The following is a 25,466-nucleotide window of genomic DNA, read 5'->3' as shown; positions in this document are numbered from 1 at the left end:
ATTACTCCTAAAATTATACGCTAAACAATATTGTAAAAATGCCTTATAAGGTACCTAAAATCGCCAATTGTGAACATTTTTCGAACATTTTATATCATAAAAGCAATGTGTCTTTTGATTTTCAAGCACTTTTCTTTGACACATTTACCTCAAAAAACCGAAAATTATTTTCATGAACAAAACAAGTATCCACAGAAGAAAAACCTAATAACACGTTGATACCACTTGTTTTCCAATTCAAAAAAGCATTCAAATCAATGCCTTCTAAATAGTCTCCTTTAGTCTAAACAGCATCCAAAATAGTTATAAAAAAGTTAAATCGGGTCTAAATTTGAACAAACCCTGTTTTTCGCCATTTTTGTGATTTCGTCACCAAATAGTCACATTTAAGAAATCATACGCGTTTTATAGGTCTGATTTTAGTACTACGAAAATGTGGAAAAGGACTATAATTAACTCATAAATAATAAAACAAATTATAAAAGGATGTGCAATACCTCTTGAGAAAAACTTTTCTAATCCTCATTTGCTCCATGCTACTCGCAACACTCGTCCCCTTCACTTTCCCAAAAGCTAATACTGAACCGACGTCCTGGATTGAAACAGAATTAGATGGTAACGAAGCTTTCATCTCGGCAACAGAGAGAAATCTCAATAAAAAACGAGAAGATATTACACTAGCAGATGTAGAAACAATCACTTCTCTTGATCCAGTAGGCGCCTCTTCTATACCTGATAATATAACAGACTATAAAAATTTAACTAGGCTTTATATAACACAAGGAACTTTGACGGAAGTACCAGAGAGTATTGGTGAACTCAAAAAGCTAACCTTTTTAAGTTTTTATAATAATAAGCTGACTGAATTTCCAACAGTTGTTTATGACCTACCAGCTTTAAATTCGCTTCTATTACAACGAAATAATATTAGTGAAATCCCTGAAGAAATTACGAATATGTCTTCCCATTTATCAAGTCTCGATGTTCGTAATAACAATTTAATTTCCATTCCTGATAAGATTTTTACAACTAAATGGGCTAGCCGCAGTGGCCAACTAATTATAGATACAGAAGGAAATCAAATTACTTCAGATGTTCCTGTTGATTATTTAGATAACTATAATAATGGCGGAAACATGTTAGAGAATTACAATTATCGTCAAAAGCAAGATCAATTGGTTTATAAAGGCGATCCAATCGTAGTTCCTTACAAAACAGACTTTAAACAACTGACTCCTGATAAATCCAAACTAGGATTAGCTTCAAATAATGCGTTATACCCTACTCACGAATTCGAATATTACGACGACGGTTCTTCAACGCTTGAAAACGGGGTAGCCACAACAGAAGGTGAAGGTTTCATTACGATTAAAAGCACCTTATCAACTACCTCCAACCCATTTGCAAAAGTACGGGTGCCAATCGTTGTGGAAGCTCCTCCAGAAGGCTCCGATGTCACAGTCGAATACAAAAGTACCACAGGAGAAACAATTGCTCCTTCTGAAACTTTAAAAGGTTTATTAGAAGCAAATTATACGTCTGAAGCTAAAACGATTCCTGGCTACACACTTACAGAAACGCCAGCTAATGCGAACGGTACTTTTTTAAATGATTCACAAACAGTCACTTATGTTTATTCAAAAGACCCCGTTCCTGCTAAACCAGTTACTGTAAAATATGTTGATGATAAAGGTAAAGAACTAGCGCCATCAGAAACATTCACTGGTTTTATAGACGATGATTATACTTCTACAGAAAAAACGATTGAAGGATACACATTAGTAGAAACACCAGCAAACGCCAACGGAAAATTAACAGCAGACCAACAAACAGTGAATTACATTTACACTAAAAATATTATTCCTGCTGAGTCTGTAACAATTAATTATGTGAGCGATACAGGTAAAGAGTTAGCAGAACAAACTGTCTTAGATGGCAATATTGGAGATTCCTATTCTTCTTTTGCCAAAACAATTCAAGGTTATAAGCTAACTACAACACCAACAAATGCGAACGGTACATTTTCTGATACTAAACAAACCGTTAATTACGTGTACACTAAAGACAAAACTTTACTAAAAGCAAAAATTGGTAAAGTCGAAGTAGAATTTGTTGATTCAACAAACACGCCAATTAGTAATCCTTTAATAGTAGAAGGAGAAATTGGAAAAACGTATAAAATCCCTCATAAAGAAATAACAGGATACACACTAAAAAAAGAGCCCTCTAATGAGCTCGGAACATTTGATCAAACACCGAAAAAAGTCACTTTTGTATATCAAAAAGAAGACAGTTCAGAAAAATCACCATCGAACAAAACAACTTTTAATAAATCGATAACAAAAGCAGAATCAAGCACAGTAGGAATGCCAAAACTTCCAAAAACTGGTGATAAGAGTCCACTAATTCCTTCACTAGTAGGAATCTTCCTTTTAAGTTCTGCCATTGTTCTTTGGAGAAAGAATCAGCTGTAAATCTGAATAATAATTAATAAAAAAAGACGATAAACCGAGGTTTATCGTCTTTTTGAATGGCTTAAATTTGTTTTTTCTTCCAAAATAAACTAGCAAATCCAACAAATAATAGCCCAATCAGCACCAAGTATAAGTTAGTATCACCTGTTTTTGGTAGTGTTCTTTGTTGTTTTGAGTCATCTAAAGAAGTTGCGTTTTCTGATGCCGCTATAGTTCCAGATTGTTCTCCCTTAATCTCCATATCACCCGATCCCTCGGAGGAGACTATTTCATCCGGTTTAACTGGATCTGTTGGTTTTGTTGGGTCAACTGGACTTCCTGGATCAGCTGGATCTGTTGCTTGTTCTTCATACTGAGCATATAGTGTCATATTGTTTGCTGGCATTTTATCTGTAGCGAAGTTCCATTTCTTTCCACCAGTTTTTGCATCGTACCAACCAGTGAACGTGAACCCTGTTTTGCTAGGCTTTGCAGGTTCAGTTACTAATTCATCACTAGCAAAAGTCCTTGTAGATAGTGTTCCTTCATTGTCAAAGGTTACTGTATATCCTCCAACAAGGGATTGTGTGACCTTCCCACTAAATTCCCCTGTTGACCTGCCAATCTGAGTTGTCTCAGAAAAAGAATAATTTAGATTTGCTACAAAGCTTGGAAGTTGCCAAGATAAGATAGCATTTGAATAACTACCGCTATTACTAATATTCTTCGGCGTCACAAGTGTTCCATTGATATTTTTCACTTTATTTTCCAGTGTGAAATTTGTAGAAAAAGCTTTGGGTTGATTGACAATACTCTGATCCTCTGCAAAAAAGTAATCTAATTTGCCAAAATCAGCATTTTTCAACGAACTAATATCACTAATGTGGTTATTGCTAATATCAATATAAAAATCATCGGCCAATGGATCCTCTGAATATAGTGTCATCTTACTTAATGGACTAATATCACTTATTTCATTATTGTTAAGTGTTAATTGTTGAAACGATTTACCAGCGAGCGGGCTAATATCCTTGATTTTATTATCGGCCAAATAAATATAAACAAATTGGTTTGTCGGGAAATCCCTTAACACACTAATATTACTTATACTATTATTATTTAGTCTTACCGAATTTAAATTTGGCAATGAGCTAAGTGTGCTTATATCACTTATATTATTATTCGATGCATCAAATATTTTTATTTTTGGAGATTTACTAAGTGGTGATAAATCATTAATATTATTTTCAGAAATATATACAGTTTCTAACTCTGATAATCCTTCTAACGGTGAAATATTACTTACAGACTGCCCAGAAATATTAAATTCCGATAAATTTTGAAGATACTCGACACCCTCTATCGAATAAATTATTGGCCCCGGCATACGGTCAGAGGTGCTGCCATCTAACTTTGTAATGTTATCTAAATCTGCCTGAGATACTTCATCTGCTGAACTACTCTTATAAGTGACTTCAGCTATTACTTTAGCCATATTTTCATCAGGAAAAACCTCATTTATTGGTTTCGGTGATGTTAAAATACTTTTTTCGGCTGCATTGGCGTTTGGAGAACTAATAAAACTAATTAAGACGAGAGATACGACTAGTAGCGACATTGTGATTGTTTTTTTCATGTAGTTAATCATTCCTCCTAGATGTATAAACGCTTATTTATGAAATTGGTACTTAACCAGTATACAATCAACACAAAATTAACAAGTACTAAAATTAGACTCAATTTTCCGAATTATATTTAAAATGTGAATAAAATGTGAAGTTCGATAAACATTTACTGATTTTCAGTGCTTTTTTAGTAAAAAAAATAGACTGTAAACAAAATGATTTCTCACATTGTTACAATCTATTTTTTTAAAGCACCTTTTAGAAAGTTTGTACTTTTCTCGCTAGGCACATAATACCTGCGATAACTGCAAGTACGCCTGGAACGATCCATAGTAAGCTAACTAAGAAGAAACCGCCTACACCAGCTACTAGCGTTAAGATACCAAATACTTTCGCATTACGTTTAATTAATACTGCGAAAACAATCAAAGCAATACCAATAACTAAAGCGATTGCAGATAAAATTACTGCGAAACCACCAGCAGCAGCAAGTGCTTCTGTATCAGTAGTAGACATTGTTGCAGCTCCAGATAGTTCTTCGCTACCAGATAAAGCAGCAAGAATACCTCCACCTGCGATTCCTGTAATACCAGCGATAATACCTGTAATTCCTGCTATTAATGTTAGAATGAATTCTGGTTTTCTTGGATTCATGTTGTAAAACCTCCCTTTTTTATAGTCATTTATTAGTATACCATTAATTCACACAAAAAATGTAGACATTTAGTGTATTTTTATTTAAATTATCTTTTTATTGTACAATTTTAACTATAAAAAAAAGACCTCTCATCTGGAGAGGTCTTAAATATCTTCGCGTTCTAGCCATAAACTGAGAAGTACATCATTTTCTTCTTTAATATCTTCTTTTGTCATTTCGGGTTTAATGTCTACTTTTTCAAGAATTTCAAATTGAATGGTGTCGATACCATGTTCAGTTGCTTCTTTTGCCATTTCTGGTGGTAGCATATTTCCTGCTCCAATTTTCACTCCGAAAGCAAGCTTATTGGCTATTCCTTTTAAATCCATTGTATTATCGATTAAATATTTGCCAGTTTTTGTACTGATAAAACGGTATACTCCGGCGTCAGGGGCTTTTTCTTTGTATGCGCGAATCAGCTCTTTGCGGTTTTCTTTATCCATTTGTTTCACGTCCTTAGTATCCTGCTTCTTGTAAAAGTTTGCTAAGTGTCTTGAGGCGTTCGCTGAGTAGTTCATCATCATTTTTTAATGCTTGTTCGAATAATTGAATGTCTTCGTCGATATACTCGTTATCTTCACAAACTGCGATAGTCAGCGCATCTCCTTGCAAGCCGATACGATCAAGCGTTGGATTTTCTTTATCGTAAAAATTAGGTAAACGATAAGCATCTTTAAAATGAACCTTCGTTCTTGCAATTAAAATAGCTAAGTCAAGTACGCGGTGTAATGGAAGCTCTTCGGATTGACGCGACCATTTATCGCCCGTATGACGCCAAACTTTGGCTGAAATATCTACTTTTCCACGATCATTCCACTGCGCAAGACCAAGCGAAAGACCTTTTGCATCCGAATGATACGCGCTTTTACCGTCTACTTCTTCGTAATTTTCGGCAACAATCACTGGTTTATGTTTTAAGGTAGTTGGAATCTTCATTAGATTTCTCCTTTTAAATTTTAGTAATTTACTAAATTAGTATATTACTAATTTTATAAAATGTAAAGAAAAACTTTCCTAATAACTAGGAAAGTTCATTTTTCATATGTAATTGTTGTAGTCCGTCTGGTAAATCTACTTTGATAGTTCTGCTATTCGTCACTTTTACGAGATTCTTGTCGGTTTGATAAGTGCCGGTTGCAGGAAGAACATAGTCATCTAAGCCGACCATTTCACCATTTTCTACCATTCCGGTAATATACCACGGGTGACCAAGGAGTTGTTCTGCTTCTAGGAAATGACCGCGCCGAATAAAAGCTCGAATGTTTGTGGAGCTGATTTTTGTTTGGTTTGTTTCAATTACTGGGACAGATGTGACGTCGATACCATAGGGCTTGCAAAGGTCCCGCAGTAAATCCACATCAGAATCGCGCCCTTTTCCAAAATTAAACTCAGAACCAACGATGATATGCGATAATTGTAAATTGGTCAAATGGTCCGTAACAAATTCTTCTGGTGTTGTTTCCGCATACCTTGGTGTAAAAGCTGTTTCGATGAGATGGTCTACCCCGTAATGCGCGAGCCAGCGTTCTTTTTCCATTCTTGGTGTGAGCATTTCGCGGTATATTTCGATTTGTTTTAAAGCCCAAAGTGGATGTGGGCTGAAACTAATAGCAGTTAAAATTTCGTTTTCTTTTTTGATGGATAAAGCTGTATTTAAAATGGTTTGGTGACCAAGATGAACCCCGTCAAACTTACCGATTGTTAATACTGCGGGGCGACTATCTTTATTTGGTTCGAGTGTTACGTGTGATACTTCCATTGGCTGATTTCCCCCATTCCTCTCTAAGTTTATAGTATAACAAGGGGGTCGTGCAAATTTATTGATTGCATAAAAAAAGACCTTTTCTAATTTCGAAAAGGTCTTGAATACTTTATTCTACTGTTACACTTTTTGCTAAGTTTCTTGGTTTGTCGACATCGCAGTCACGGTGAAGTGCTGCGTAATAAGCTAATAGTTGACACGGGATAACGCTTGCTAGTGGTGTTAATAATGGATGTACTTGTGGAATAACAAACCGGTCACCTGGTTGCGCAACGTTCTCCATTGCAAATACACAAGTTTTTGCTCCGCGTGCTAAGACTTCATTTACATTTCCACGAATATTCCAATTGATAGATTCTTGCGTAATAAGTGCTAAAACTGGTGTGCCGTCTTCGATAAGCGCAATAGTACCATGTTTTAATTCCCCACTTGCAAAACCTTCTGCTTGAATATAAGAAATTTCTTTTAGTTTAAGTGCTGCTTCCATCGCTACGAAATAATCGATGTTTCTACCTAAGAAGAAAGCGTTACGAGAAGTCGCTAAGTATTCGCCCGCAATATGTTCGATGACTTCTTTACTAGAAACCATTGCTTCCATTGCAGTTGCAACGATACCTAATTCAGCAGCCAAATTAATGCTAAGTGCTTCAGCGTCACCAATTTCGCGACCAAGTGAAACTGCAAGTACTGCTAAAACAGAAATCTGTGCGGTATATGCTTTTGTTGATGCAACCGCAATTTCTGGTCCAGCATAGAGATACATCGAATGATCTGCTTCACGGTCAAGCGTAGAGCCTGGTACGTTCGTTAATGTCAACGTCCGGTAACCAAGTTCTTTCACTTTTACAAGACATTGGCGGCTATCGGCAGTTTCCCCACTTTGCGTAATGAAAATGAATAACGGCTTTTTAGACATTAGCGGTAAATTATAGCCAAATTCACTAGAAACATGTACTTCTACAGGAATTTTCGCCATTTTTTCGATTAAATTTTTTCCAACTAAACCAGCATGATAGCTCGTTCCGCAAGCAACAATGTGAATACGGTCAGAAGATAAAATTTCATCAAGGATTGTTTGATCGACATTGATTTCACCAGCTTCATTTTGGTAAGCTTGGATGATTTTACGTGTTACTGCTGGTTGTTCATCGATTTCTTTTAACATATAGTGCGGGTAAGTGCCTTTTTCGATGTCAGATGCATCTAGTTCTGCAGTGTAGCTTGCGCGGCTAACTTCTTCCCCTTCTAATGTTTCTAATGTAAAACCGTCTTTTGTAACGATAACGATTTCTTTATCCATAATTTCCACGAATTCATCGGTTTCTTTAAGAACAGCCATTGCGTCACTTGCAATAACGTTGAAGTTTTCGCCTTTTCCGATTAGTAATGGACTTTTGTTTTTTGCTGCGTATAGTGTTTCTGTATCCGTTTGGTCAATTAAGCAAATTGCGTATGAACCGTGAAGTAATGATAATGCTTTTTTAAATGCTTCTTTTGTAGAAAGATTTTCAGCAAATAATTCAATAAGCTGCACGATTACTTCTGTATCTGTATCACTAATAAATGAATGATTTTTTAAATATTCTTCTTTTAAAAGTGTATAGTTTTCGATTACACCGTTATGAACAATAGTAAAACGGCCTGATTTGCTTTGGTGCGGGTGAGCGTTCTCGTGATTTGGTTTACCGTGAGTTGCCCAGCGTGTATGACCGATTCCTGTTGTACCGAATGCATCACTTGGTACAAGGCTCGCAAGGTCTGCAATCCGTCCTTTTTCTTTTACAACTGTTACTAAATCTTTGTTTTGTAAAGCGATTCCTGCTGAGTCATAACCGCGATATTCTAATTTTTCAAGTCCTTCTAATAAAATACCTTTTGCATTGTTTGTTCCAATATATCCAACGATTCCACACATAATAAATTCCTCCAATAATTAACTTGAGGGCAGACTTGTCCAATTTCAAGCCCTCTACATTTTTTGGTTTCCTTGGAGGGTAAAAAACATGTTTCATTACTACTCTGTCCACTTGGTCACCCAAATGATTTGTAAGTAAGACTTAACGACTGCATGCACAGCCGGGAGACTCCCGCCGAAATTTCGATTAATCTCCTCCTCGTCAACTGACTGTTTACTTTCCAGGAATTTCACCTTTAAGCATTTTCGTCCCAATCAGTTCTGGCGCTTCTATTCAGTTGTACTATCCTCCTTCAATACTTTTCAAGGAAACAAATCCATTTTACAATAATATGTATACTAGGTCAAGCATTATATATAGCCGTTTATTTAAAATTGGTCTATACATTGACAAAAAATAACAAATGACTAATAATATAGTTATGATAGAAAAAGGAGCGAGCCGTATGGTTTTATCAAAAAAAATAGTTTCTAGTATTGCTTTAATTTTTTCGCTAGGTTTTATTTATTTTCGTGTGAGCACGGTTTATGCACTCGAGCATACAAGTAATGCGTCACTTTTACCTTCGACCGGGGATGCATTTTCGGTTTGGCCGATTGTTATCGGAGTACTTCTAGTAGTCTTAGCAGTCGTTCTTTTCATTAAGAAAAAAATATAAAAAACGTTTGGAAGCTTGCTTAAGCTTCCAAACGTTTTTTTATGGTTTGCTTAAATAAATAGCTTGTTTTCCCATGGCAGACCAGCCTTCTTCTAAGACAGCTCTTTTTACAGCGCGATTTTTATGTCCGTATGGGTCGTTAATATAAAAATTCTCCTTATCAAATCCAGTAATGACAACACTATGCATGGAATAAGTGATTTTCTTTTTTCCTTCTTTTGTTTGGACGCTTTGCCAATTTTTTGGTGCATGGTAATCGGTCGTTGTGATAATCCAAACGGGTGCTCCTGTGCTAAGTACGGTTATAATATCGGTTATATCATTGCCGCTAATGTCATGTACATGCGCTTCATTAACATATTTAGCAGCAAGTTTGGCGATGGGAGCATGATTCACCCCGAGCCCTTTACTATCTCCACTGATGCTCCCAACAAATGCTTTATCAGGATTTCCGTGTAAGCCGTTTTGTTCAATAGGTGTGGTTGGAAGGTTCGCTGCTAATTCATTTTTGGTAACATTTTTCCCAGTGAACTGTAGGAGCATTGCAAGACTCGTTACTTCACAGCCGTTAAAAAGTATAGGCGCATCCATTTGATTAATGAGAGGAACGTCGAGTCTTACATTAAAAGGTTCATTGTCTAATTTATAAACTACTTTGGCGCTTTCGAGTTTGACGGTTGGTGAATAAAAGGTATATTTCGTATTTAGAAGGGTCAAACTAAATATACAAGCTGTAATAACAAGTAGTGATTTTATCCAAATTCGCATTTGTACAAGCTACCTAGACATTTTCAGCTAGGATTGGCTCTCCGGGTTCTTTTGTTTCCAGTTCTTCTTCTACTTCGACCACTTCTTCGCTTACTTCGGTATTGAAGTTGGCGATATACCCTTCTAATGAGCCGGAAATTTTTTGCATTTCTTCTGAGATAACTACTAGCTCGTCCACTTTCATTTTGTTAACTTCCGCGAATTCAAGTGCGGCTGTGGATTTTTCACCAATTTGGTTAGAGATTTCTGTTACGTCGCTAATTGATGTGTTTACTTCTTCAATTCCAGCAGCCATTTCTTCTGTTTCTTGAGAGACGTTTTGCATTTGGGCGGAAATATCGTTCACACGGTTGAGTAAATCTGTAAATGTCGCTTCTGTTTCAGAAATGATTTTTTGTCCTGCTTCTGATTCAGAAAGCCCCGTGTTCATTACTTCAATTGTTGTTTTTGATTCGGTTTGGATTTTTTTCAGTACCGTATTAATATCTACAACAGCAAGACGAGATTGTTCTGCTAACTTACGGACTTCTTCAGCTACAACTGCAAAGCCGCGGCCATGTTCGCCAGCACGTGCGGATTCGATTGCTGCGTTTAAGGCTAGCAAGTTCGTTTGGTCAGCGATATTTGTAACGGTATCAAGTGCTTTTTCGACTTCGCCAACACGATTAACGAGTTGAGATACGACGTCTGTGCTCGAACGCATTACACCGCTGATACGATCCATTTGTGATACTAAATTGTTAATAACAGCAATTCCATCATTTGTTTTTTCTGCGGAGTCTTTTGTTAAGTCAGATACTTTCAGCGCATATTCTGCAACGTTTTGAACCCCGCCTGTCATTTGATCCATTGCATCGGTACTTTCTTTCATGCTGCCGATTTGCGTTTGAATTTGTTCGCCCATCATTTTCATTTCGATGTCCATTTCTGTTGTCATTGCAGAAATAATTTCCGAACTAATAATGACGTTATCACTGGAAGATTTAACGTCTGTAGAAGCTTTTTTAATATCTTCAATCATTAATCTTAGGTTTTCGCTCATTTCATTTAGGTCATTCGTGATGTCGCCTAGCTCATCTTTACCATTGTATGTGCTACGGTATGATAAATCACCGCTTGCTACTTTATGTACAGCTGTTTGTAAGTGACGAATTCCTTTTAAAATAACGCGTGTAATATAAGCGTTGAAAATGAATAGTGAAATCAGTACAGCAATGATAACGGCTGTGAAGATTAAACTAATTTTTACGCCAAAATCAGAAATAGCTTGCGAAGATTTTTCGACTTCATTATAGTTCATGTCATTTAAAACATTTAATTGTTTTGTAGCGTCGTCAAATTTTGTTTTAACGTTTTGGTAATATCGATTTTGTGCTCCTAGAAGTTCTGCGTCGTCCAGCGCACTTGAAGTATCACTGATGACAGAGGATGCTGCTGACTTCATATCTGCTAATTTTTCTTCAAAGTAAGCTAATTGTTTTTTATCTTCTGCTGTTAAATTGGCTTTTTTGAAATTATGGATTGCTTGGTCATTTTCAGCATAAAGCGTATCAATATCTTTAATAAGGGTTGATTTTCCGTTGATAGTATCGAACATGGTCAGGATGTCGATATTGATTTGTGCCATGTTTGTTTGGATTTTTGCGATTTCTTTCATTGGAGCAACATTATTATCAACCATATTATCTGAAAGTGTCGCTACATGACGAAATCCAAGGAAACTCGTTGCGCCAAGTCCGATTAACATGATGGTGGTTATAATAATATTAATGCTTAGTTTTGTTTTCAATTTACGATTTTTAATTAAATTCACCCATTCCACACTCCTATTCTCTAATTCTAGTTCATTATCTCATATTTTTTAAAAAAACTCCATATTTTATTGTAAAATAATTAGTTTTAATAAAAAAACATTATAATAACTAGCGAATATCGGCGTAAAATGGGTGATATTGTTATTTTTTTATTTATTTTTTATAAAAATCTACGTAAAATAGTTTTAAGTGGTGGCATTTTGGCGAAACGGTGGTCTTCTAGGACTGATTGGATTTCGAATTTGGTGTAACCTAATGCTTCGTCCATCACGATTTTTCCTGGTAGTGGAGCGGCTGCGCTATCCACGGAAACGTCGATGATAACTGGTTTTGTTGCTAGTTTGGCGTTTTCGAAAGCAGCTTCTAGGTCCGCCATTTTTTCTACTCGGAAACCAATTCCGCCACAACTTTCGGCGAATTTTGCGTAATTGATGTCTGGAAGGTCGATTGCGTAATTTAGTTCTCCTGCAGATTGTTGTTCATATTTAATAAATGATAGTTGTTGGTTGTTTAAAACGACGACAATCATTGGCATATCAAGACCCACCGCGGTTACGAAATCTTGCATAACCATTGAAAAGCCACCATCACCGACAATTGCAATTGCTTGGCGATCTGGATAGGCTTTTTTCGCTGCGATAGCTCCGGGAAGACCGCAGCCCATTGTACCAAGCCATGCAGATACGATAAAGTCATTTTCTGGTGTTAAGTGTAAATAACGCGTGCTCCAAACCGTTGCTGTTCCTACATCAATGGAGAAAATAGCATCTTTATCAGCGATTTTTTGGATATTAGCCATCACGACTTCTGGGGCAATTGGATCCGTTGTTTGCGAAATATCTTCTTCCAACCATTTCCACCATTCTTGCATATTTTCTTGGCATGCTTGAAGGAATTTACGTTCTTCAACCGGTGCTATTTTGGTTGTTAAATTGCTAATTATTTCTGCGGCATCGCCAACTAAACCAACTGTCGCTTGATAACGTTTGCTGATTTTTGCCGGGTTAATATCGATTTGAATACATTCAGCTTTTTTAGGTAAGTAATCGCTATAAGGATAATCATTGCCAAACATTAAGAGTAAATCAGTTTCTTGCATGGCTTCATATGCTGGTTTCGTTCCTATTTTACCAAGGTTACCAAGTGCATTTGGGTGGTCATCTGGAACGATTGTTTTTGCTGGTAAAGAATGAATAATCGGGATTTTTGCTTTTTCTGCAAAGGCGATTAATTCTGGTCCAGCGTGTTTTGTTCCTAAGCCTGCTAAAATAACTGGTTTTTCAGCTTTATCAATTAATGTTACGGCTTCTTGAATTGCTTTTTCGTCTAGTTTTGGAATTTCTTGTTCAAATTTTACTGGTTTTGCTTTTAGGCTCGCTTTAATTTCTTGAGATGGAATATCATTTGGGATTGTTAAGACAGCGACACCTTTTTCTTGATAGGCAGTTCGAATCGCTTCATCAACAACATCTGCCAGCGTTTCAGCATTATCGATTTGTTTATTATAAACGGCAACATCTTCAAAAATAGCTGGTAAATTAACTTCTTGGAAAAAGCCCGTATTTAAGACGTCCGTTGTCACTTGACCAGCTAAAACGAGCATTGGTACGTGGTCCATTTTTGCATCATACATACCGTTTAGAAGATGAATCGCACCAGGTCCGCCGATAGATAAAGCGACTCCGATTTTGCCGGTTAATTTGGTATAGGCAGCTGCTGCTAGTGATGCGACTTCTTCGTGACGCACATGAATAAATTCAATTGCCTCTTGTTCTTTTCTGAGTGCATCGACCACGGTATCAATCGAATCACCTGGTAAACCATAAACATGATCGATGTCCCAATTTTTTAATGTTTGTACGAGTGTTTCACTTGCTTTTACTTTTTTCATTATACTTTCTCCTCCCATGGATGTTTTCTCTAATGTCCAATAGTTTTCGTTTACCCTGTTTTTGGAAGAATATTCATGAAAGAGAATTGACGAACAATTCAGAAGTGCTTATAATGAAGGCAAGGTGGTGATCAAAGAGATGCAAACAAAATTGCACTGCTCTCGACTTTCTAACAATGGCTTTAGGATTGTTTAGAAAGTAAGAGTGAAATAAACTCTTCAATCCTTCAGCTAGTTTAACCAAAATTAAACTATTAAAGGAGAATTATTAATGAAAGAGTTTATCGAACCATACCAATATAATTTTATCAAAAAACAAATAGAAAATGTCTCACGCGCTTATCGGTCCGCGAATGATAAATCTACTTTGAAGGCGTTAAAGTCTTTGACGGAGGAGAAAATCAACGAACTATTTCCGGAGAGCGTGCTAGAAGAGCATAAGGAACTTTTTAGCGAGCTCCATTCGATTACTTCAACCAAAGAAGCAGAGCCGTTTTTAGAGGGGTTAAAAGCCTATGTGATTCCTTTCGTTCCGCCTAGCGATGTGAAACTTAAAAAACTTTTTGCGAAAACGAAAAAATTAAAAATTCCTGCATGGTCGAAACTTGATTTGCGCGATTATACTTTTTACGGCTGGAATGATATTGCTCAGCAGCGTAAATATATCGTGACTTATGAGGACGGAAATTTGGTCGGCGTAAATGGGACTATTTCTCCGGAGATTCAAAAGGGTGTTTGTTCCATTTGCCAAACGCATTCCAAAGTATCACTGTTTATGGCGAAAACGAAATCTTCTAGTGATGGCGTTTATACGACAAATGGTAATTATATTTGCTACGATAGCGATGTTTGTAACGAGCAAATAAAAACCCACGAAACATTAGATGAATTTATTGAAGTTGTGAAGAAACGCAAATAAAAAAACAGCAAGTCTCTCTTATATTCGGAGAGACTTGCTGTTTTTTATTTGATTGAATTACGTAATTTTGAGCGTTGTTTATCCATCCATGTTTCTTCTGGATATTCGTTTAGTAAGCTGTCTGCGAATTCGGCTAGGTCATCGCCTACAACAGCTTTTAATTCTAATTGATCAGCGGCTGCGTTTTCGAACATTTCGAGGACGTTTTTTAGGATTTCGAACATCCCTGCGCCTTTTGCAAAGTTCCATAAATAGGTTTCAATGGCTTTCATTGCTGTTTTATAGTCTTCTGGGAGCGCGTCTATTCTTTTTTTGTATTGTTTATAGTCTCGTTTTTCTTCGCGGTATTTTGTGTACCATTTAAACATATGCTGGTCCTCCTTTAATTTGGACGATTCTCGATTGGATAAAGTCCCATCGTTTCCAAAAAGTTGCTAGTTCTTCTTCGCCGGCTGGGCTTAATGTGTAAAATTTTCTAGGTGGGCCTAATTCTGATTTTTTCTTCTCGATATTGACTAGTTCTTTTTTCTCGAGACGAACGAGAATGGTGTAGACGGTTCCTTCAACGATTTCATCAAAACCTAGGTCATTGAGATACTTGGTGATTTCATAACCGTATGTTTCACCTTTAGAAATTCGCTCTAATATCATTCCTTCTAAACTACCTTTGAGTAACTCGGTAAGTCCTTTCATTTGAATTCACTCCTCTACTAGTTGTTACTAGGTACAAGTATATAGTAATACAAAGTAGGTTGATTGTCAACCCTTCTGCAAAAAAACTGCTTTCTTTTTACAGAAAACAGTTCACATTTTTTATTTAAATAGTACTTCAGGGTTTTGTTTCATTGCGCTTAAGTTAGCGATGTTAATTGTTAAAAATTTCTTTTTAGGCGCTTCTAAAGTTTCGAGCCATTCGTTCGTTATGTTTGTGGCAAGTTCAGCGGATTCATCGTTTTGGCATATGAAACCGATGTTTTTATATTGGCATTTTTCATCAAGGTTGGCATAGTGGTGTTCTTTTTCTTCGTCAGGGTTAAAAATATCCATATAAAAATTGCGGTTGCCTTTTAGAAATTGCATGTGGGTATCGTGTGAGTCTACTAGGTTGAAATCGCGTTTGGTGAACTGATTGATTGCTTCTGATTTTACGCTAGCGAGGTCGAAACTTACGGTTGTACTTGGTTTTTCTAGGTTTTGAAGTTGGCTCGCTTCGAATGATTTAGATGCTTCTTGGTCGGATGTGAAGGCTTGGAGTTGTTCTTCGACGCGGTTCATTTTTGCTTCAAAATCAAGTTCATTTAGGAGATTTTCGGTTTGTCTGATGACATTAATTGCTTCTTCAAATTGGTCATTTTTTATGTAGGAAGTTACTTTGTCGGCTGCTTCGATTTTAATTTCTTGTTGCATTGCTGCTGTCATATCGCGCCATGATTCCCACTTTTGTTGCCAGTTTCCCATGATTTATTCTCCCTTACCCGATAATTTTCGTTAAATAGTTTTGCGTTTCTTTGAATGGTGGGACCCCGCCGTATTTATGTACGTTACCTGGTCCAGCGTTATAGGCTGCTAATGCTAATTTTAGGTCACCATCGTATTTTTTGATGTAACCGGCAAGCTGTTTTGTCCCTGCGTCGATATTAGTCGCTGGGTCGGTTCGATTAGAGCCGTACATTAGTTGCATTAGACCAGTGGCACCAGCACTTGAAACCACATTCGGATTAAAATTAGATTCTACTTGGATAACTCGTTTGATAAGCGCTTCTGGTACACCGTATTTGGTTGCTGCTGTTTTAATTAAATCGCTATATTTGCCTTCATTTTCAGCGCTAATAGGTTTAATTTGGTAGTTGTTCCAATTAGTTAGCTCTCCGGTTGTTGCTGCTGGAGTTTCGGTTGTTACACTTGACCTTGCACTAGGAGTTTGTTTAGTTTCGGATTTATTTATTAAAGCTTCGTATGCTTCACGGGCGCGAGCTAGTTCGGCATCGGTGACTGTTTGCACATTAGTTGTGGTGGTTTGCTTTGTCGCATTTAAACGTTCATTTAATTTCGTTTCAAAAGTGGTGGCCGATTGTTTCGCTGCTTCAAATGCGCTTTGAAACTCGGCTTGTCTAGCACTAATAACTTGTTCTACTGGATTCATCCACGGCACTCCTTTGTTATACTAACGTTTCCATCATTCTACTCGTTTCTTCAAGCGTGACACTCTCATCCCGCAGCTGTTTTAAAAATTGATGAATAAAATAGGATTTTTCCTTACTTGTAAAAATGGCTGCGTTGTCGCTTGTTTGTTCAATTGTTCCTAATTTGAAATACAGTTCATTTTCTTGATAAATGCTCATCCATTCGCGGATTTTCGAAGCGGATTTCCACTGACTTTCTGGCACGATTTCTTCCATTACCCGGCTAACGGAGCCAAGGACATCAATGGCTGGATAGTGGTTTTTTGTTGCCAGTTCTCGGGTTAGAACGATATGACCATCTAAAATTCCCCGCGCTAAATCGGGTACTGGTCCGTTCATATCATCTCCATCAACGAGTACTGTATATATACCTGTGATCGATCCATTTTTAGTTTTACCGGAACGTTCTAGCAGTTTTTTCATATAGGATTCCATTAGCAAGGTTTTCCCGCCAATTGGTAGGTCTTTGACGGCAATATCAACGCTTCTTCTTGCATCAGCGAAACGAGTGACAGAATCCATCATTAATAGGACGGTTTTTCCTTGATCGCGAAAATGTTCTGCAATCGAAGTCGCAAGTTTGGCAGCTCGCAGTTGCATGAGATGGCTTTCATCTGAAGTGGCTGCAACAATAACGCTTTTACGCAACCCTTCTTCACCAAGATCTTTACGCAAGAAATCTTTTACTTCCCGACCACGTTCGCCAACAAGACCGATAATATTAATGTCTGCCTTGGCGTTACGTGCTATCATTCCAAGCAAAGTTGATTTACCGACACCTGATCCTGCAAAAATACCGATTTTTTGACCTATACCAATGGTTAGCATTCCATCAATCGCTTTGATTCCAGTTTCAAGTGTTTCCGTAATTTCTGCTCGGTTAAAAGCATGGATTGGCGGTGCTTCCAGTGGCATTTTTTGTTTAAATTTAGCAGTACCAGCTTCTTCATTTAAAATATCACCAGATGCATTTAGTACTTTTCCGAGTAAAAATTCATCGGCTGGAATGGTGATTTTCGTGTCAGTCACGTACACCCAGTCACCATACGCTACTTTATCGCTTTGGTTAAATGGGAGTAGCATGTTGTTTTCTTTTTCGATAGAAATCACTTCACAAAGCACTTTGTTTTCGCCGACCATGACGGTGTCGCCAATTTTCACTTGTGGGCCTTTGGAAATATAGACTTGTTCTTGGACGGTGTGGATTTTTCCTTTTTGGATGTATGGGACGGTGTTTTTTAATTCTTGCCAAGCTTCGGTTTTTGGCGACCAATTCACGATTTATCTCCTCCTAGAATTTTCCGTTCTGCATTTTGCTTGTGTAAGGTTTGGAAAATTTCTGTGATTCGGTAGTCGAAGTATTCTTTTTCTTCTTCTACAGTGAATTCGCCGTAATCAAGCCGCATATCGAAGTTCCAATGAATATTTTCTAAAAGCCAGTCGTACTTTGTTCCGGTGTTTTCTTCTTTGAGTGCTTTTAATGTTTCTGGGTGGGTGGTGACGTTTAGTTTGTCGAAAGCAACTGGGAGTTTTTGAATGACTTCGGTTAGCATTGGTAAGACTTCAATTTGGCGGGTGTCGATTGCTTGGTGGACGATTCTTTCTGCGAGATCAATGCTTTCATCCCAAAGGAAATCGGTAATTGTTAGGTAAAGCTGTGTTTTTTCTTGTTCAAAAGCTAGTTTTTGTGCTTTAATTTCTGCTTCTGCGCTTTGTTTTAATGCTTCAATGGCTTGGCGCTCAGCTTTTAGTGCTGCTTTTTCATTTGCTAGCTTTTGTTGTTCGATTTCGATAGCTGACATATGCTTTTCGAGTTCTTTTTGGTGGTTTTCTAGTTGTTCAAGTTCTTTGGAGTACGGTGATTCGACTTCCTCTGTTTCTTCCATATCTTCTAAATAGAATAGTTCCATTTTCACGTCGGATAAAGTTACTTTGCCTTTTGGGATTCTTGGATTAGATAAGGACATCCTGTTCCCCCCGTTGGATAACTATTTTGCCATCTTTTTCCAAGTTTTTAACGACATTAGCGATGTCTTGTTGTGCTTGTTCGACATCAGAAAGTCTGATTGGGCCAAGGACTTCGAGTTCTTCGGTAATCATATCGCGACGGTTTTTCGATACGCAAGAAAGAATTTTTTCTTTGAGTTCTTCTTTTTCGTTTTTGAGTGCACGGGCGATTTTGTTGTTGTCTTGAATCTCGGCAAGCACTTGTTGCAAGGTCATATTGTCAAGCAGAATAATATCTTCAAACATAAACATTTTCTCTTTAATTCGTTCAGAAAGTTCGGCTTGTTCTGCGTCTAAATGTTCGAAAATAGTACGTTCCAAACCACGAGTAACGTTATTTAAGATATTCGCAACATTTTTAATTCCGTCCGTTTTGTTAAGCGAACTATTCGACATTGTATCTAGTTTAATTCTTAGTAAATTCGATACATTTTGCATAACTTCACTATCAAATTGCTCTAAGCTAGCGATGCCGATTACCGTACTAATCATTTTTTCTTCTGGTAAAAGGGCTAGGAGTTTAGATGCTTCTTCCGGTTTCATGTATGAAGCAATCATCGCAATCGTTTGCGGTGATTCGTCACTAATAATCGTAAACAAGGAATCGACATCATCAATTTCTCGTAAAATATCTAATGCTGTTTCGCCGATACGCGATTCTGCTTCTACCCCGTAAATTAATTGGTTCAATTCTTCTGTTGTCATGTCAGGGAATAGGCGTTGCAAGTGTTCTCGGTCAAGTTTAGCAATCCCGCCAGAAAGAAGCTCTAGTTCATCAAGAAATTCTCTTGTTGCTTCTTCCACTGCGCCGCCATCCATTTCTTTCATTTTGGCCATTTCACGTGCAAGGCGTTGTTTGGAGGCATCTGGAAGTAAATCAACTACTTCAGTCGCGATTTGTTCATCTAGACTCCAAATAATAAGGGCGGCTTTTTCACGTCTTGAAATACCTGAATCTAGTTGAGTAGCGGCTTTTTCTTCTGGTTCTGCTACTTCGACAGTTTCCAGTTCAGCACTAGTTTCTTCTAAGGTTTCTTTGAGTGTTTCTGCCATTTTTTATTCCTGCCTTTCATTGAGCCATTTTTGGATGACTGCTGCGGCACGACCTGGATCTTCTTTGGCCATTTCACCGAGTTTATTTTTCAAGCTTTCTTTACGAGCTTTAAGTTCTGGTTCTGATAAATCGAATGCGTCTGTTTGGAAGTTGAAATCTGGATGTTCTTCTGGATTAACTATCGCCTCTTCGGCTGGGATGAAGTCTTTCTCTTCTGCTTCTAGGGCTTCTTCTATTTGTTCTTTACGTTTCAGGAAGATGATATAGGCAATTATTCCAGCTGCAATTAGGGCAAATAGTAAACTTCCTACAAGCCACCAAACCCAAGCTTTACTTGCTGGTTCTGCTTTTTCAGTAGTATCTTTTTCTACTGGTGTTTGATTGTCTAAAAATTGGATTGGCATAATGGTCACGTCGCCGTTTTGGAATGTTCCTTCGAATGTTGGTGTGGCTGCTGCTTCTCCGCCTTCACCAGCTTCTTCGGTCGTCATGTTAGGTGTTAGTCCTGCCGAAACGCCAATAGCTTTCGTGAATTCAGCCATATCAACGCCATTTTTATTGAGCGATTGTTGGTCCACCCAAACAACGACATTTGTTTTTGCCAAGGCTGGATGTTTTTTAATTTCTTGAATAGTAGAATCAAGCTCATAGTTCGTAGTTTCGCTAGATTTTTCACTCGTATAGGTGTTAGTATCATCGCCGTTTTGTTCGGTGTAATTTGGTACGTCAGCGTTCGAAGCAGTTCCTGACTCTGTTTGGTTGGTGGAGCCTTTTGATGTATCGGTGGACGTTTCTTTTTGGTTGCTTCGGACTTTACCGTCATTTGGATAATGCTCGGTATTTTGTTTTATTTCATCAAAATTAACTGTGACATTTGTATTTACTCGGAAATTATCTAGAGCAAAAATGCTTGAAAGAGTGCCTTCAATGTCTGTTTTCACATTTTTTCCGATTGCGTTTTGAATGTCGACTTCATTTTTATAAGCTGAGCTACCTTCTTCTTTAGAGGTATCTGCTTCTGAAATCACACCATTTTTTGTATCGATTATTGCAACGTCATCGCTTGCAACGTTTGGCACAGCCGCACTTACGGTTCGTTGGATACCGAGAACTTGTTCTTTTGTTAGCGTTTGGTTATTTTTGGTTTTTAGCGTGACTGCTGCCGTTCCTTTTTGGCTCGCTTCTTCAAAAATCGAACTTGATTCTGGCAAAGTTAGTTGGACTGATGCGCTGTCCACGGTCGTGCCGTAACTTTGAACGATTTCTTTTTCTAAGTTAACTTTTGTGCCGACTTTTTCTTGCATTTTTTTATCTTCTTCACTAGCTCCAAGCGAACTATTTAAAAGAATATCATTGCCATCTTGGCCTGTATACGGGATTCCTAAGTCAGCAAATTTGTCACGAACAAGCGTCTCCACTTTTTCATCGACTAAAATATTGCCGCTTTTATCAACGGTATAATCAACGCCCATTTTGGCTAATTGGTCTGTAACTTGTTGTTGGCTAGTTTCTGATAAATTTTTATAAAGGGTAACTTCTGTTTTGGGCGTGTTCATGTAGAGTAATAACACCGTGACTACGACAAAAAGGCCGACAAAAATCGCGCCTTTATGCCAATTCTTCAATTTCGAATACATTGTTTTTATTTTTGCCATCTTAAAAACTTCGCTCCATTTTTCTCGTGTGGACGATTGACTAAAACTCCCCCGACTAGTCTAACCGCTACACTTGCATATTTAAAAGCTGTTTGTAGCTTTCGATTACATTATCACGAATGACCGCAGCAGTTTTCATTTCTGATTCTGCTTTTTTCATTTGAATGAGTACATCGCTTGCATTTCCTTCTCCAGTTGTTAAAAGATTCGATACGGAAGTTTGCGCGTTTGATTGTGTATCACTCATACTATCCAGCATTTGCGTAAAGGTATTTCCGGCACCTGTCGCATTGTCTGTTTTTGCGGTTTCACCAAGCGTAACTTTAGGTAAGACGCTTGCTGCATTAATACTTTCAATTGCCATTCCTTAAAACACTCCTTTATACTTTGCCAATTTCTAAATCTTTTTCCATCATTTTTTCATTTGCTTGTAAGGCGGAAGTATTTGCAGCATACATTTTTTGTCCGACCATTAAATTGGTCATTTCGGCTGTCATATCCACATTTGCGTAGTTGACGTAACCTGCTTCATTTGCGTTAGGATGAGTTGGATCATAGACACGCTTAACGCTTCCTGTATCGCTTGATATTTCGCTTACTTTCACGCCTTTTGTACCTGTTAAAGCTGTTTCAAATGGCGTAATTTCGGATAGTACGACGCGCTTTCTAAGAAAAGGTGTCTCGCCAGGTGCGGCGCTTGAATCAGCGTTCGCGATATTGTTAGAGCTAACTTCCATCCATTGTTTCGCAGCATTTAACGCGGAGCCACTTGTGTTTATTCCTTCAAACATAGGTCTTCACCTTACTTTCCACGGGCTGCTGTGTTGATAGATGAATTATAGTTGAGTGCACTGATAGCGAGCGCGTACATTTGGTTATTTTTTGTTAAGCTAATCATTTCAGAAGTGACGTTGACATTGTTGCCGTCTTCGTTGATGGAGCCGCTTTTAGTCGTGAGTTTCGCATTTGTTTCGTCTATATCGGTTCCGGCTAAATGCTTAGTGTTCGTTTTCGTTAAATTTCCCGTTGATTCGATATTGTTCGAACCGGATGCTCGCAAGCTCGCGCCGAATGATTCTTCAAAACTCGCTTCACTTGCTTTAAAATTTGGCGTATTGGCGTTGGCGATATTATTTGAAACTACTTGGTTGGCCGTTTGAAGATAGTTCAAGTAGTTGCCAATATGCGTGGTATAATTTTCCACTTGTGATTTCCTTCTTTCTTTTAGAAAAATTTCGCATAGTTCAAGTTGGCGGCATTGCGACTTTTATTTTCAGAAAAGGCATTTTCAGTGGATTCTAATTGTTTTTGGGTGAAAAGAATACCTTTATTTATAACTTCTCTTGTTTCTTTTAAAATGGCTTCTTTTGTGTCTTTTGGTAGATGTTCGGTGCTTTTTAGTAGTTCATTTAGTTTCGCTTGATATTCTTCGAGGTTAACGTTTAATTGTCCCGTCGAGTGAAACAGTGCTTTTAACTCAGCCAAATGTGTCTTTGCTTGATTCATGTTTCATCACTCCCTCGTAGCCTTCTTTAAGCTGCGTGATGACGTGAATAATTGTATCGATATTAACGGGTTGTTTTAGTAGTTGCATTTGACGAATTTGTTCTGAAATCCATTCGTATAAGCCGAAAATATTATCGTAAAGTTCTTGTCCGGCTTCGGGATTTAATTGTAATTTTAGTTCTTCAAAGATCTTTTCCATTTTATCGAGAATAAGGTCCGCTTCGGAAAAATGCAGTTGTTCGAGTGCTTTGTCCAACTTTTTAAATTCAATAATACAACGTTCGTATATGTAAATGGTGTTTTTAATGGGATTGCTCGTATTTAGTTCATTTTGGGTATATCGTTTCCAAGCTTGCATTTTTTTCACCTACCATTTTTATTTATTAGAACTGTTCATGCCGTCGATTAGAGCGTCGAGAGTCATTGCATCACTTTGCATGGCTTGCATCATTTCGAGCCATTTGTTGTACTGGTCGGTAATATTCGTTAGTAAGGTGTCATTTCGGCTAGTAATGTCGGTTAGCTTGAGATTTAATTTATTGATTTCATTCGTCATCGAGGTCGTTTCATCACTGATAAAGCCTGTCGAGCCAAATGTTTTATTCAAAGATTGATAAAGTTCATCGCCAATTCCACCAATACCAAAGAAAAATCTTTCGACGGCGGTTGGATCTTCAGCTACCATTTTTTTCATCGCTGTTTCATCTACTTTTAAAACGCCTTCTTTATCGACGCTTATGCCAAAGTCAAATAATGTATTTCCGTCTTTTTTATGTTGAAATACATTGTTTAGCGCACGATTTGCTTCGAGGTCAGCAGCAGATGCTTGTAAAATGGTTCCTTTTCCCGTGTATGTTTTCATTGTGCTTGTTAGCGCATTGTATGTATTTACAAAACTTGTAATCATGCTGGCTGCTTTTTCATCGCTTTGATCTTGAATCGTTAATTTTTCAGCGCCAGTTGTTTCTTTTTTGAGGTTGATTGTCACGCCTGGAATGTAGTTGGTTACTTTGTTTGTTGCACTTGTGACAGTTGCTCCATTGATTCTCAGTTTGGCATCTTCTGCCGCTAAATGGTCTGGTGAATTTTGTACTAAACCAAGTGCTTCTAAAACTGCGGAATCGCCTTCAAATTTAATGCTGTTTTCGACACCAGTAGTTGAAGCTGTAACGACCATATTTTCGCCTAATGTGTAGATGTTTACTTTCGCACCAGCGCTATTAATCGAGTTCATCACATTTTTCATCGAGCTATCTGCATCGACTTTAATTTCTTTACCGTTGATTTTAATTGTCCCACTTACACCAATTTTTGCTTCAATATCAGGTACTGCTTTGTTGTAAGTGTCTGCGGTCGCCAAGTTTTGTACTTCGATGGAATAGCTGCCGTTGACGGAGCTGCTCGTTGATGAAACGGTAAAACTTGTTTCGTTGGATGAAGTCGCTAGTTTGGTTTTACTTTCATAAGTCGTGAAAGAACTCATCGTTTTCAGCGAGTCAGACAAAGCATTTTTTAAACTAGCATAAAGATCAATCCGTGATTGGTAGCTAGAAATTTGGTTTTGATATGGTGTTTTTGCTTTTTCTAAACTGGCTTTTTGGAGACTAATAAATTGCGAATAATATTGCGTCGGATCCATTAAACTACTTGCAATCGAACTTCCCACTTGGTTTCACCTCACATATAATTTAGAATGCTTAATTTTTGTACCATCACACTGGATTGCAGTGCGGCTTGGTAAGCGATAGACGTTTTGTTTAAATTACTTACAGCTTCTGGCATATTGACTTCTTCGACATTGGATTTTCGTTCGGAGAAATCAACAATTTTGCTAGAAAGTACATTGTCATAGGCTGTCACGCCGTTTTTTTGTCCGCCGATATTTGTCATCGAATTGGTAATAATTTCGATATTTTTGCTATTTGTTTCTTGCAAGGCAGACAAAGCATCTTTATCGCCACTTTTCATTGCGTCAACGATTTTTTGAATGTTGTTAAAAACATCCGTCATCGCGCTGCCATCATGGAAAACTTCTACTTCTAATGTGTCCGTTACGCGGAATTTTTTATTTTCTGTCGTTCCGTTATAGATGATTTCTCCGGTTGTTTTATCCGTTGTAAATGGCTCAACGCTTGTACTAGAACCACTGAAAACATATCTGCCATCGTCTTCTGAGTTAGCAACAGAAATAAGAACATCAAGTAAACCTTTGATTTCTTCGGCTGATTGCGACATATTGTCTTTATCGCTCGTACCGTTAATTGCTTGTAAGACTAGAGCATTTACCCGGTTCATCGATGTGGACATGGATGAAAGAGAGGTTTCTGCGGTATTTAATAATGATTTCGCTTCAGTTACGTCCGTTTTTTCACGATTAAGCTGACTAAGCACGTGATTATAGGATAAAATTTGTGCTGTAGCACCAGGATTTTCGCTCATCGATTCATACTTTTTCCCGGAAGATACTTGTAATTGGTATTTTGCAAGGTTTCCTGAGACATTATTCAGCTGGTTAATTATTGAATTTGCTTGTTGATTCGTTGAAATTCGCATTATTT

At 37.6% G+C, this 25,466-nt stretch carries 27 protein-coding genes; 3 read left to right on the top strand and 24 right to left on the bottom strand.

The features are described 5' to 3' along the window. Window positions 1-533: 533 nt before the first annotated feature. Complete coding sequence (locus tag PQQ29_RS04060; RefSeq protein WP_425351558.1) at window positions 534-2,474, top strand: MucBP domain-containing protein; 1,941 nt, start codon at window positions 534-536, stop codon at window positions 2,472-2,474. 61 nt (window positions 2,475-2,535) lie between these two features. Here PQQ29_RS04060 and PQQ29_RS04055 read toward each other — a convergent pair whose 3' ends face one another. From PQQ29_RS04055 to glmS, 6 genes are all read right to left on the bottom strand, one after another. Next, a complete protein-coding gene (locus PQQ29_RS04055) occupies window positions 2,536-4,101 on the bottom strand; it encodes a leucine-rich repeat domain-containing protein (RefSeq protein WP_187984032.1) in 1,566 nt (521 codons plus the stop codon). Between the two features lie 235 nt (window positions 4,102-4,336). After that, window positions 4,337-4,732, bottom strand: a complete 396-nt coding sequence (locus PQQ29_RS04050; protein ID WP_003770937.1) for a DUF4064 domain-containing protein — start codon at window positions 4,730-4,732, stop codon at window positions 4,337-4,339. 147 nt (window positions 4,733-4,879) lie between these two features. Beyond that, on the bottom strand, window positions 4,880-5,218 hold the full coding sequence (locus PQQ29_RS04045) for a GIY-YIG nuclease family protein (RefSeq protein ID WP_070753477.1): 339 nt from the start codon (window positions 5,216-5,218) through the stop codon (window positions 4,880-4,882). A 13-nt stretch (window positions 5,219-5,231) separates the two neighbouring features. Further along, the gene (locus tag PQQ29_RS04040; protein WP_003765864.1) at window positions 5,232-5,711 is read right to left on the bottom strand and encodes a DUF6530 family protein; all 480 of its coding nucleotides are present in this window, start codon (window positions 5,709-5,711) and stop codon (window positions 5,232-5,234) included. A gap of 85 nt (window positions 5,712-5,796) precedes the next feature. Then, window positions 5,797-6,534 (bottom strand): FAD synthetase family protein, encoded by a 738-nt coding sequence (locus PQQ29_RS04035; protein ID WP_187984031.1) that lies wholly within the window; start codon window positions 6,532-6,534, stop codon window positions 5,797-5,799. A 112-nt stretch (window positions 6,535-6,646) separates the two neighbouring features. Further along, window positions 6,647-8,452, bottom strand: coding sequence for a glutamine--fructose-6-phosphate transaminase (isomerizing) (gene glmS, locus PQQ29_RS04030; protein WP_045553507.1), 1,806 nt, complete (start codon window positions 8,450-8,452; stop codon window positions 6,647-6,649). A 446-nt stretch (window positions 8,453-8,898) separates the two neighbouring features. Here glmS and PQQ29_RS04025 point away from each other — a divergent pair, with 446 nt between their 5' ends. After that, on the top strand, window positions 8,899-9,111 hold the full coding sequence (locus tag PQQ29_RS04025; protein WP_010990575.1) for an LPXTG cell wall anchor domain-containing protein: 213 nt from the start codon (window positions 8,899-8,901) through the stop codon (window positions 9,109-9,111). A 39-nt stretch (window positions 9,112-9,150) separates the two neighbouring features. Here PQQ29_RS04025 and PQQ29_RS04020 read toward each other — a convergent pair whose 3' ends face one another. From PQQ29_RS04020 to PQQ29_RS04010, 3 genes are all read right to left on the bottom strand, one after another. After that, window positions 9,151-9,879, bottom strand: a complete 729-nt coding sequence (locus tag PQQ29_RS04020; protein WP_003770927.1) for a C39 family peptidase — start codon at window positions 9,877-9,879, stop codon at window positions 9,151-9,153. Between the two features lie 13 nt (window positions 9,880-9,892). Continuing rightward, window positions 9,893-11,692, bottom strand: coding sequence for a methyl-accepting chemotaxis protein (locus PQQ29_RS04015; protein WP_187984030.1), 1,800 nt, complete (start codon window positions 11,690-11,692; stop codon window positions 9,893-9,895). Window positions 11,693-11,853: 161 nt separating this feature from the next. Beyond that, the gene (locus PQQ29_RS04010) at window positions 11,854-13,584 is read right to left on the bottom strand and encodes a pyruvate oxidase (protein WP_010990572.1); all 1,731 of its coding nucleotides are present in this window, start codon (window positions 13,582-13,584) and stop codon (window positions 11,854-11,856) included. Between the two features lie 271 nt (window positions 13,585-13,855). Between PQQ29_RS04010 and PQQ29_RS04005 the strand changes: the two genes are divergently transcribed. Next, window positions 13,856-14,503 (top strand): FusB/FusC family EF-G-binding protein, encoded by a 648-nt coding sequence (locus PQQ29_RS04005; RefSeq protein ID WP_187984029.1) that lies wholly within the window; start codon window positions 13,856-13,858, stop codon window positions 14,501-14,503. A gap of 44 nt (window positions 14,504-14,547) precedes the next feature. Here the strand turns inward: PQQ29_RS04005 and PQQ29_RS04000 are convergent, their stop codons facing one another. The 15 genes from PQQ29_RS04000 to PQQ29_RS03930 form a co-directional block, all read right to left on the bottom strand. Next, a complete protein-coding gene (locus PQQ29_RS04000) occupies window positions 14,548-14,871 on the bottom strand; it encodes a DUF1048 domain-containing protein (RefSeq protein ID WP_010990570.1) in 324 nt (107 codons plus the stop codon). Beyond that, window positions 14,864-15,196: a PadR family transcriptional regulator gene (locus tag PQQ29_RS03995; protein ID WP_003760998.1), complete on the bottom strand. Its 333-nt coding sequence runs from the start codon at window positions 15,194-15,196 to the stop codon at window positions 14,864-14,866. The genes PQQ29_RS04000 and PQQ29_RS03995 overlap by 8 nt, the downstream gene beginning before the upstream one ends. Before the next feature lie 120 nt (window positions 15,197-15,316). Next, window positions 15,317-15,961 carry a hypothetical protein gene (locus tag PQQ29_RS03990; protein ID WP_003760996.1) on the bottom strand — a complete coding sequence of 215 codons (645 nt, stop codon included), beginning with the start codon at window positions 15,959-15,961 and terminating at the stop codon, window positions 15,317-15,319. 13 nt (window positions 15,962-15,974) lie between these two features. Beyond that, a complete protein-coding gene (locus PQQ29_RS03985; protein WP_003770911.1) occupies window positions 15,975-16,646 on the bottom strand; it encodes a lytic transglycosylase domain-containing protein in 672 nt (223 codons plus the stop codon). Window positions 16,647-16,662: 16 nt separating this feature from the next. Continuing rightward, window positions 16,663-17,964, bottom strand: coding sequence for a flagellar protein export ATPase FliI (fliI, locus tag PQQ29_RS03980; RefSeq protein ID WP_033533288.1), 1,302 nt, complete (start codon window positions 17,962-17,964; stop codon window positions 16,663-16,665). Continuing rightward, window positions 17,961-18,653, bottom strand: coding sequence for a FliH/SctL family protein (locus tag PQQ29_RS03975; protein ID WP_187984028.1), 693 nt, complete (start codon window positions 18,651-18,653; stop codon window positions 17,961-17,963). Before PQQ29_RS03975 ends, fliI begins: the two co-directional genes overlap by 4 nt. Further along, window positions 18,640-19,746 carry a flagellar motor switch protein FliG gene (locus PQQ29_RS03970; RefSeq protein WP_003760986.1) on the bottom strand — a complete coding sequence of 369 codons (1,107 nt, stop codon included), beginning with the start codon at window positions 19,744-19,746 and terminating at the stop codon, window positions 18,640-18,642. Before PQQ29_RS03970 ends, PQQ29_RS03975 begins: the two co-directional genes overlap by 14 nt. A gap of 3 nt (window positions 19,747-19,749) precedes the next feature. After that, complete coding sequence (gene fliF, locus PQQ29_RS03965) at window positions 19,750-21,402, bottom strand: flagellar basal-body MS-ring/collar protein FliF (RefSeq protein ID WP_010990567.1); 1,653 nt, start codon at window positions 21,400-21,402, stop codon at window positions 19,750-19,752. Window positions 21,403-21,469: 67 nt separating this feature from the next. Further along, the gene (gene fliE, locus PQQ29_RS03960) at window positions 21,470-21,766 is read right to left on the bottom strand and encodes a flagellar hook-basal body complex protein FliE (RefSeq protein ID WP_003724447.1); all 297 of its coding nucleotides are present in this window, start codon (window positions 21,764-21,766) and stop codon (window positions 21,470-21,472) included. Window positions 21,767-21,782: 16 nt separating this feature from the next. Continuing rightward, entirely contained in the window at window positions 21,783-22,193 is a 411-nt protein-coding gene (flgC, locus tag PQQ29_RS03955; protein WP_003721832.1) for a flagellar basal body rod protein FlgC, read from the bottom strand. Window positions 22,194-22,204: 11 nt separating this feature from the next. Next, complete coding sequence (gene flgB, locus PQQ29_RS03950) at window positions 22,205-22,606, bottom strand: flagellar basal body rod protein FlgB (RefSeq protein ID WP_003760978.1); 402 nt, start codon at window positions 22,604-22,606, stop codon at window positions 22,205-22,207. A 20-nt stretch (window positions 22,607-22,626) separates the two neighbouring features. Then, entirely contained in the window at window positions 22,627-22,908 is a 282-nt protein-coding gene (locus PQQ29_RS03945) for a hypothetical protein (RefSeq protein ID WP_003760976.1), read from the bottom strand. Next, window positions 22,880-23,266 carry a flagellar export chaperone FliS gene (locus tag PQQ29_RS03940; RefSeq protein WP_003724443.1) on the bottom strand — a complete coding sequence of 129 codons (387 nt, stop codon included), beginning with the start codon at window positions 23,264-23,266 and terminating at the stop codon, window positions 22,880-22,882. Before PQQ29_RS03940 ends, PQQ29_RS03945 begins: the two co-directional genes overlap by 29 nt. 18 nt (window positions 23,267-23,284) lie before the next feature. Further along, entirely contained in the window at window positions 23,285-24,574 is a 1,290-nt protein-coding gene (locus PQQ29_RS03935; RefSeq protein WP_010990566.1) for a flagellar hook-associated protein 2, read from the bottom strand. Between the two features lie 11 nt (window positions 24,575-24,585). Beyond that, window positions 24,586-25,461 (bottom strand): flagellar hook-associated protein 3, encoded by an 876-nt coding sequence (locus tag PQQ29_RS03930; protein WP_187984027.1) that lies wholly within the window; start codon window positions 25,459-25,461, stop codon window positions 24,586-24,588. Window positions 25,462-25,466: the final 5 nt, after the last annotated feature.

This window comes from Listeria innocua, assembly GCF_028596125.1.
Classification (GTDB): Bacteria; Bacillota; Bacilli; order Lactobacillales; family Listeriaceae; genus Listeria; species Listeria innocua.
This window is presented reverse-complemented; position numbering and strand designations above follow the sequence as displayed.

Bases quoted from the DNA above. Each gene is read 5' to 3' on its own strand.
- PQQ29_RS04060 (WP_425351558.1), top strand. From the start codon at position 534: ATGCTACTCGCAACACTCGTCCCCTTCACTTTCCCAAAAGCTAATACT.
- PQQ29_RS04055 (WP_187984032.1), bottom strand. From the start codon at position 4,101: ATGATTAACTACATGAAAAAAACAATCACAATGTCGCTACTAGTCGTA.
- PQQ29_RS04050 (WP_003770937.1), bottom strand. From the start codon at position 4,732: ATGAATCCAAGAAAACCAGAATTCATTCTAACATTAATAGCAGGAATT.
- PQQ29_RS04045 (WP_070753477.1), bottom strand. From the start codon at position 5,218: ATGGATAAAGAAAACCGCAAAGAGCTGATTCGCGCATACAAAGAAAAA.
- PQQ29_RS04040 (WP_003765864.1), bottom strand. From the start codon at position 5,711: ATGAAGATTCCAACTACCTTAAAACATAAACCAGTGATTGTTGCCGAA.
- PQQ29_RS04035 (WP_187984031.1), bottom strand. From the start codon at position 6,534: ATGGAAGTATCACACGTAACACTCGAACCAAATAAAGATAGTCGCCCC.
- glmS (WP_045553507.1), bottom strand. From the start codon at position 8,452: ATGTGTGGAATCGTTGGATATATTGGAACAAACAATGCAAAAGGTATT.
- PQQ29_RS04025 (WP_010990575.1), top strand. From the start codon at position 8,899: ATGGTTTTATCAAAAAAAATAGTTTCTAGTATTGCTTTAATTTTTTCG.
- PQQ29_RS04020 (WP_003770927.1), bottom strand. From the start codon at position 9,879: ATGCGAATTTGGATAAAATCACTACTTGTTATTACAGCTTGTATATTT.
- PQQ29_RS04010 (WP_010990572.1), bottom strand. From the start codon at position 13,584: ATGAAAAAAGTAAAAGCAAGTGAAACACTCGTACAAACATTAAAAAAT.
- PQQ29_RS04005 (WP_187984029.1), top strand. From the start codon at position 13,856: ATGAAAGAGTTTATCGAACCATACCAATATAATTTTATCAAAAAACAA.
- PQQ29_RS04000 (WP_010990570.1), bottom strand. From the start codon at position 14,871: ATGTTTAAATGGTACACAAAATACCGCGAAGAAAAACGAGACTATAAA.
- PQQ29_RS03995 (WP_003760998.1), bottom strand. From the start codon at position 15,196: ATGAAAGGACTTACCGAGTTACTCAAAGGTAGTTTAGAAGGAATGATA.
- PQQ29_RS03990 (WP_003760996.1), bottom strand. From the start codon at position 15,961: ATGGGAAACTGGCAACAAAAGTGGGAATCATGGCGCGATATGACAGCA.
- PQQ29_RS03985 (WP_003770911.1), bottom strand. From the start codon at position 16,646: ATGAATCCAGTAGAACAAGTTATTAGTGCTAGACAAGCCGAGTTTCAA.
- PQQ29_RS03975 (WP_187984028.1), bottom strand. From the start codon at position 18,653: ATGTCCTTATCTAATCCAAGAATCCCAAAAGGCAAAGTAACTTTATCC.
- PQQ29_RS03970 (WP_003760986.1), bottom strand. From the start codon at position 19,746: ATGGCAGAAACACTCAAAGAAACCTTAGAAGAAACTAGTGCTGAACTG.
- fliF (WP_010990567.1), bottom strand. From the start codon at position 21,402: ATGGCAAAAATAAAAACAATGTATTCGAAATTGAAGAATTGGCATAAA.
- fliE (WP_003724447.1), bottom strand. From the start codon at position 21,766: ATGGCAATTGAAAGTATTAATGCAGCAAGCGTCTTACCTAAAGTTACG.
- flgC (WP_003721832.1), bottom strand. From the start codon at position 22,193: ATGTTTGAAGGAATAAACACAAGTGGCTCCGCGTTAAATGCTGCGAAA.
- PQQ29_RS03945 (WP_003760976.1), bottom strand. From the start codon at position 22,908: ATGAATCAAGCAAAGACACATTTGGCTGAGTTAAAAGCACTGTTTCAC.
- PQQ29_RS03940 (WP_003724443.1), bottom strand. From the start codon at position 23,266: ATGCAAGCTTGGAAACGATATACCCAAAATGAACTAAATACGAGCAAT.
- PQQ29_RS03930 (WP_187984027.1), bottom strand. From the start codon at position 25,461: ATGCGAATTTCAACGAATCAACAAGCAAATTCAATAATTAACCAGCTG.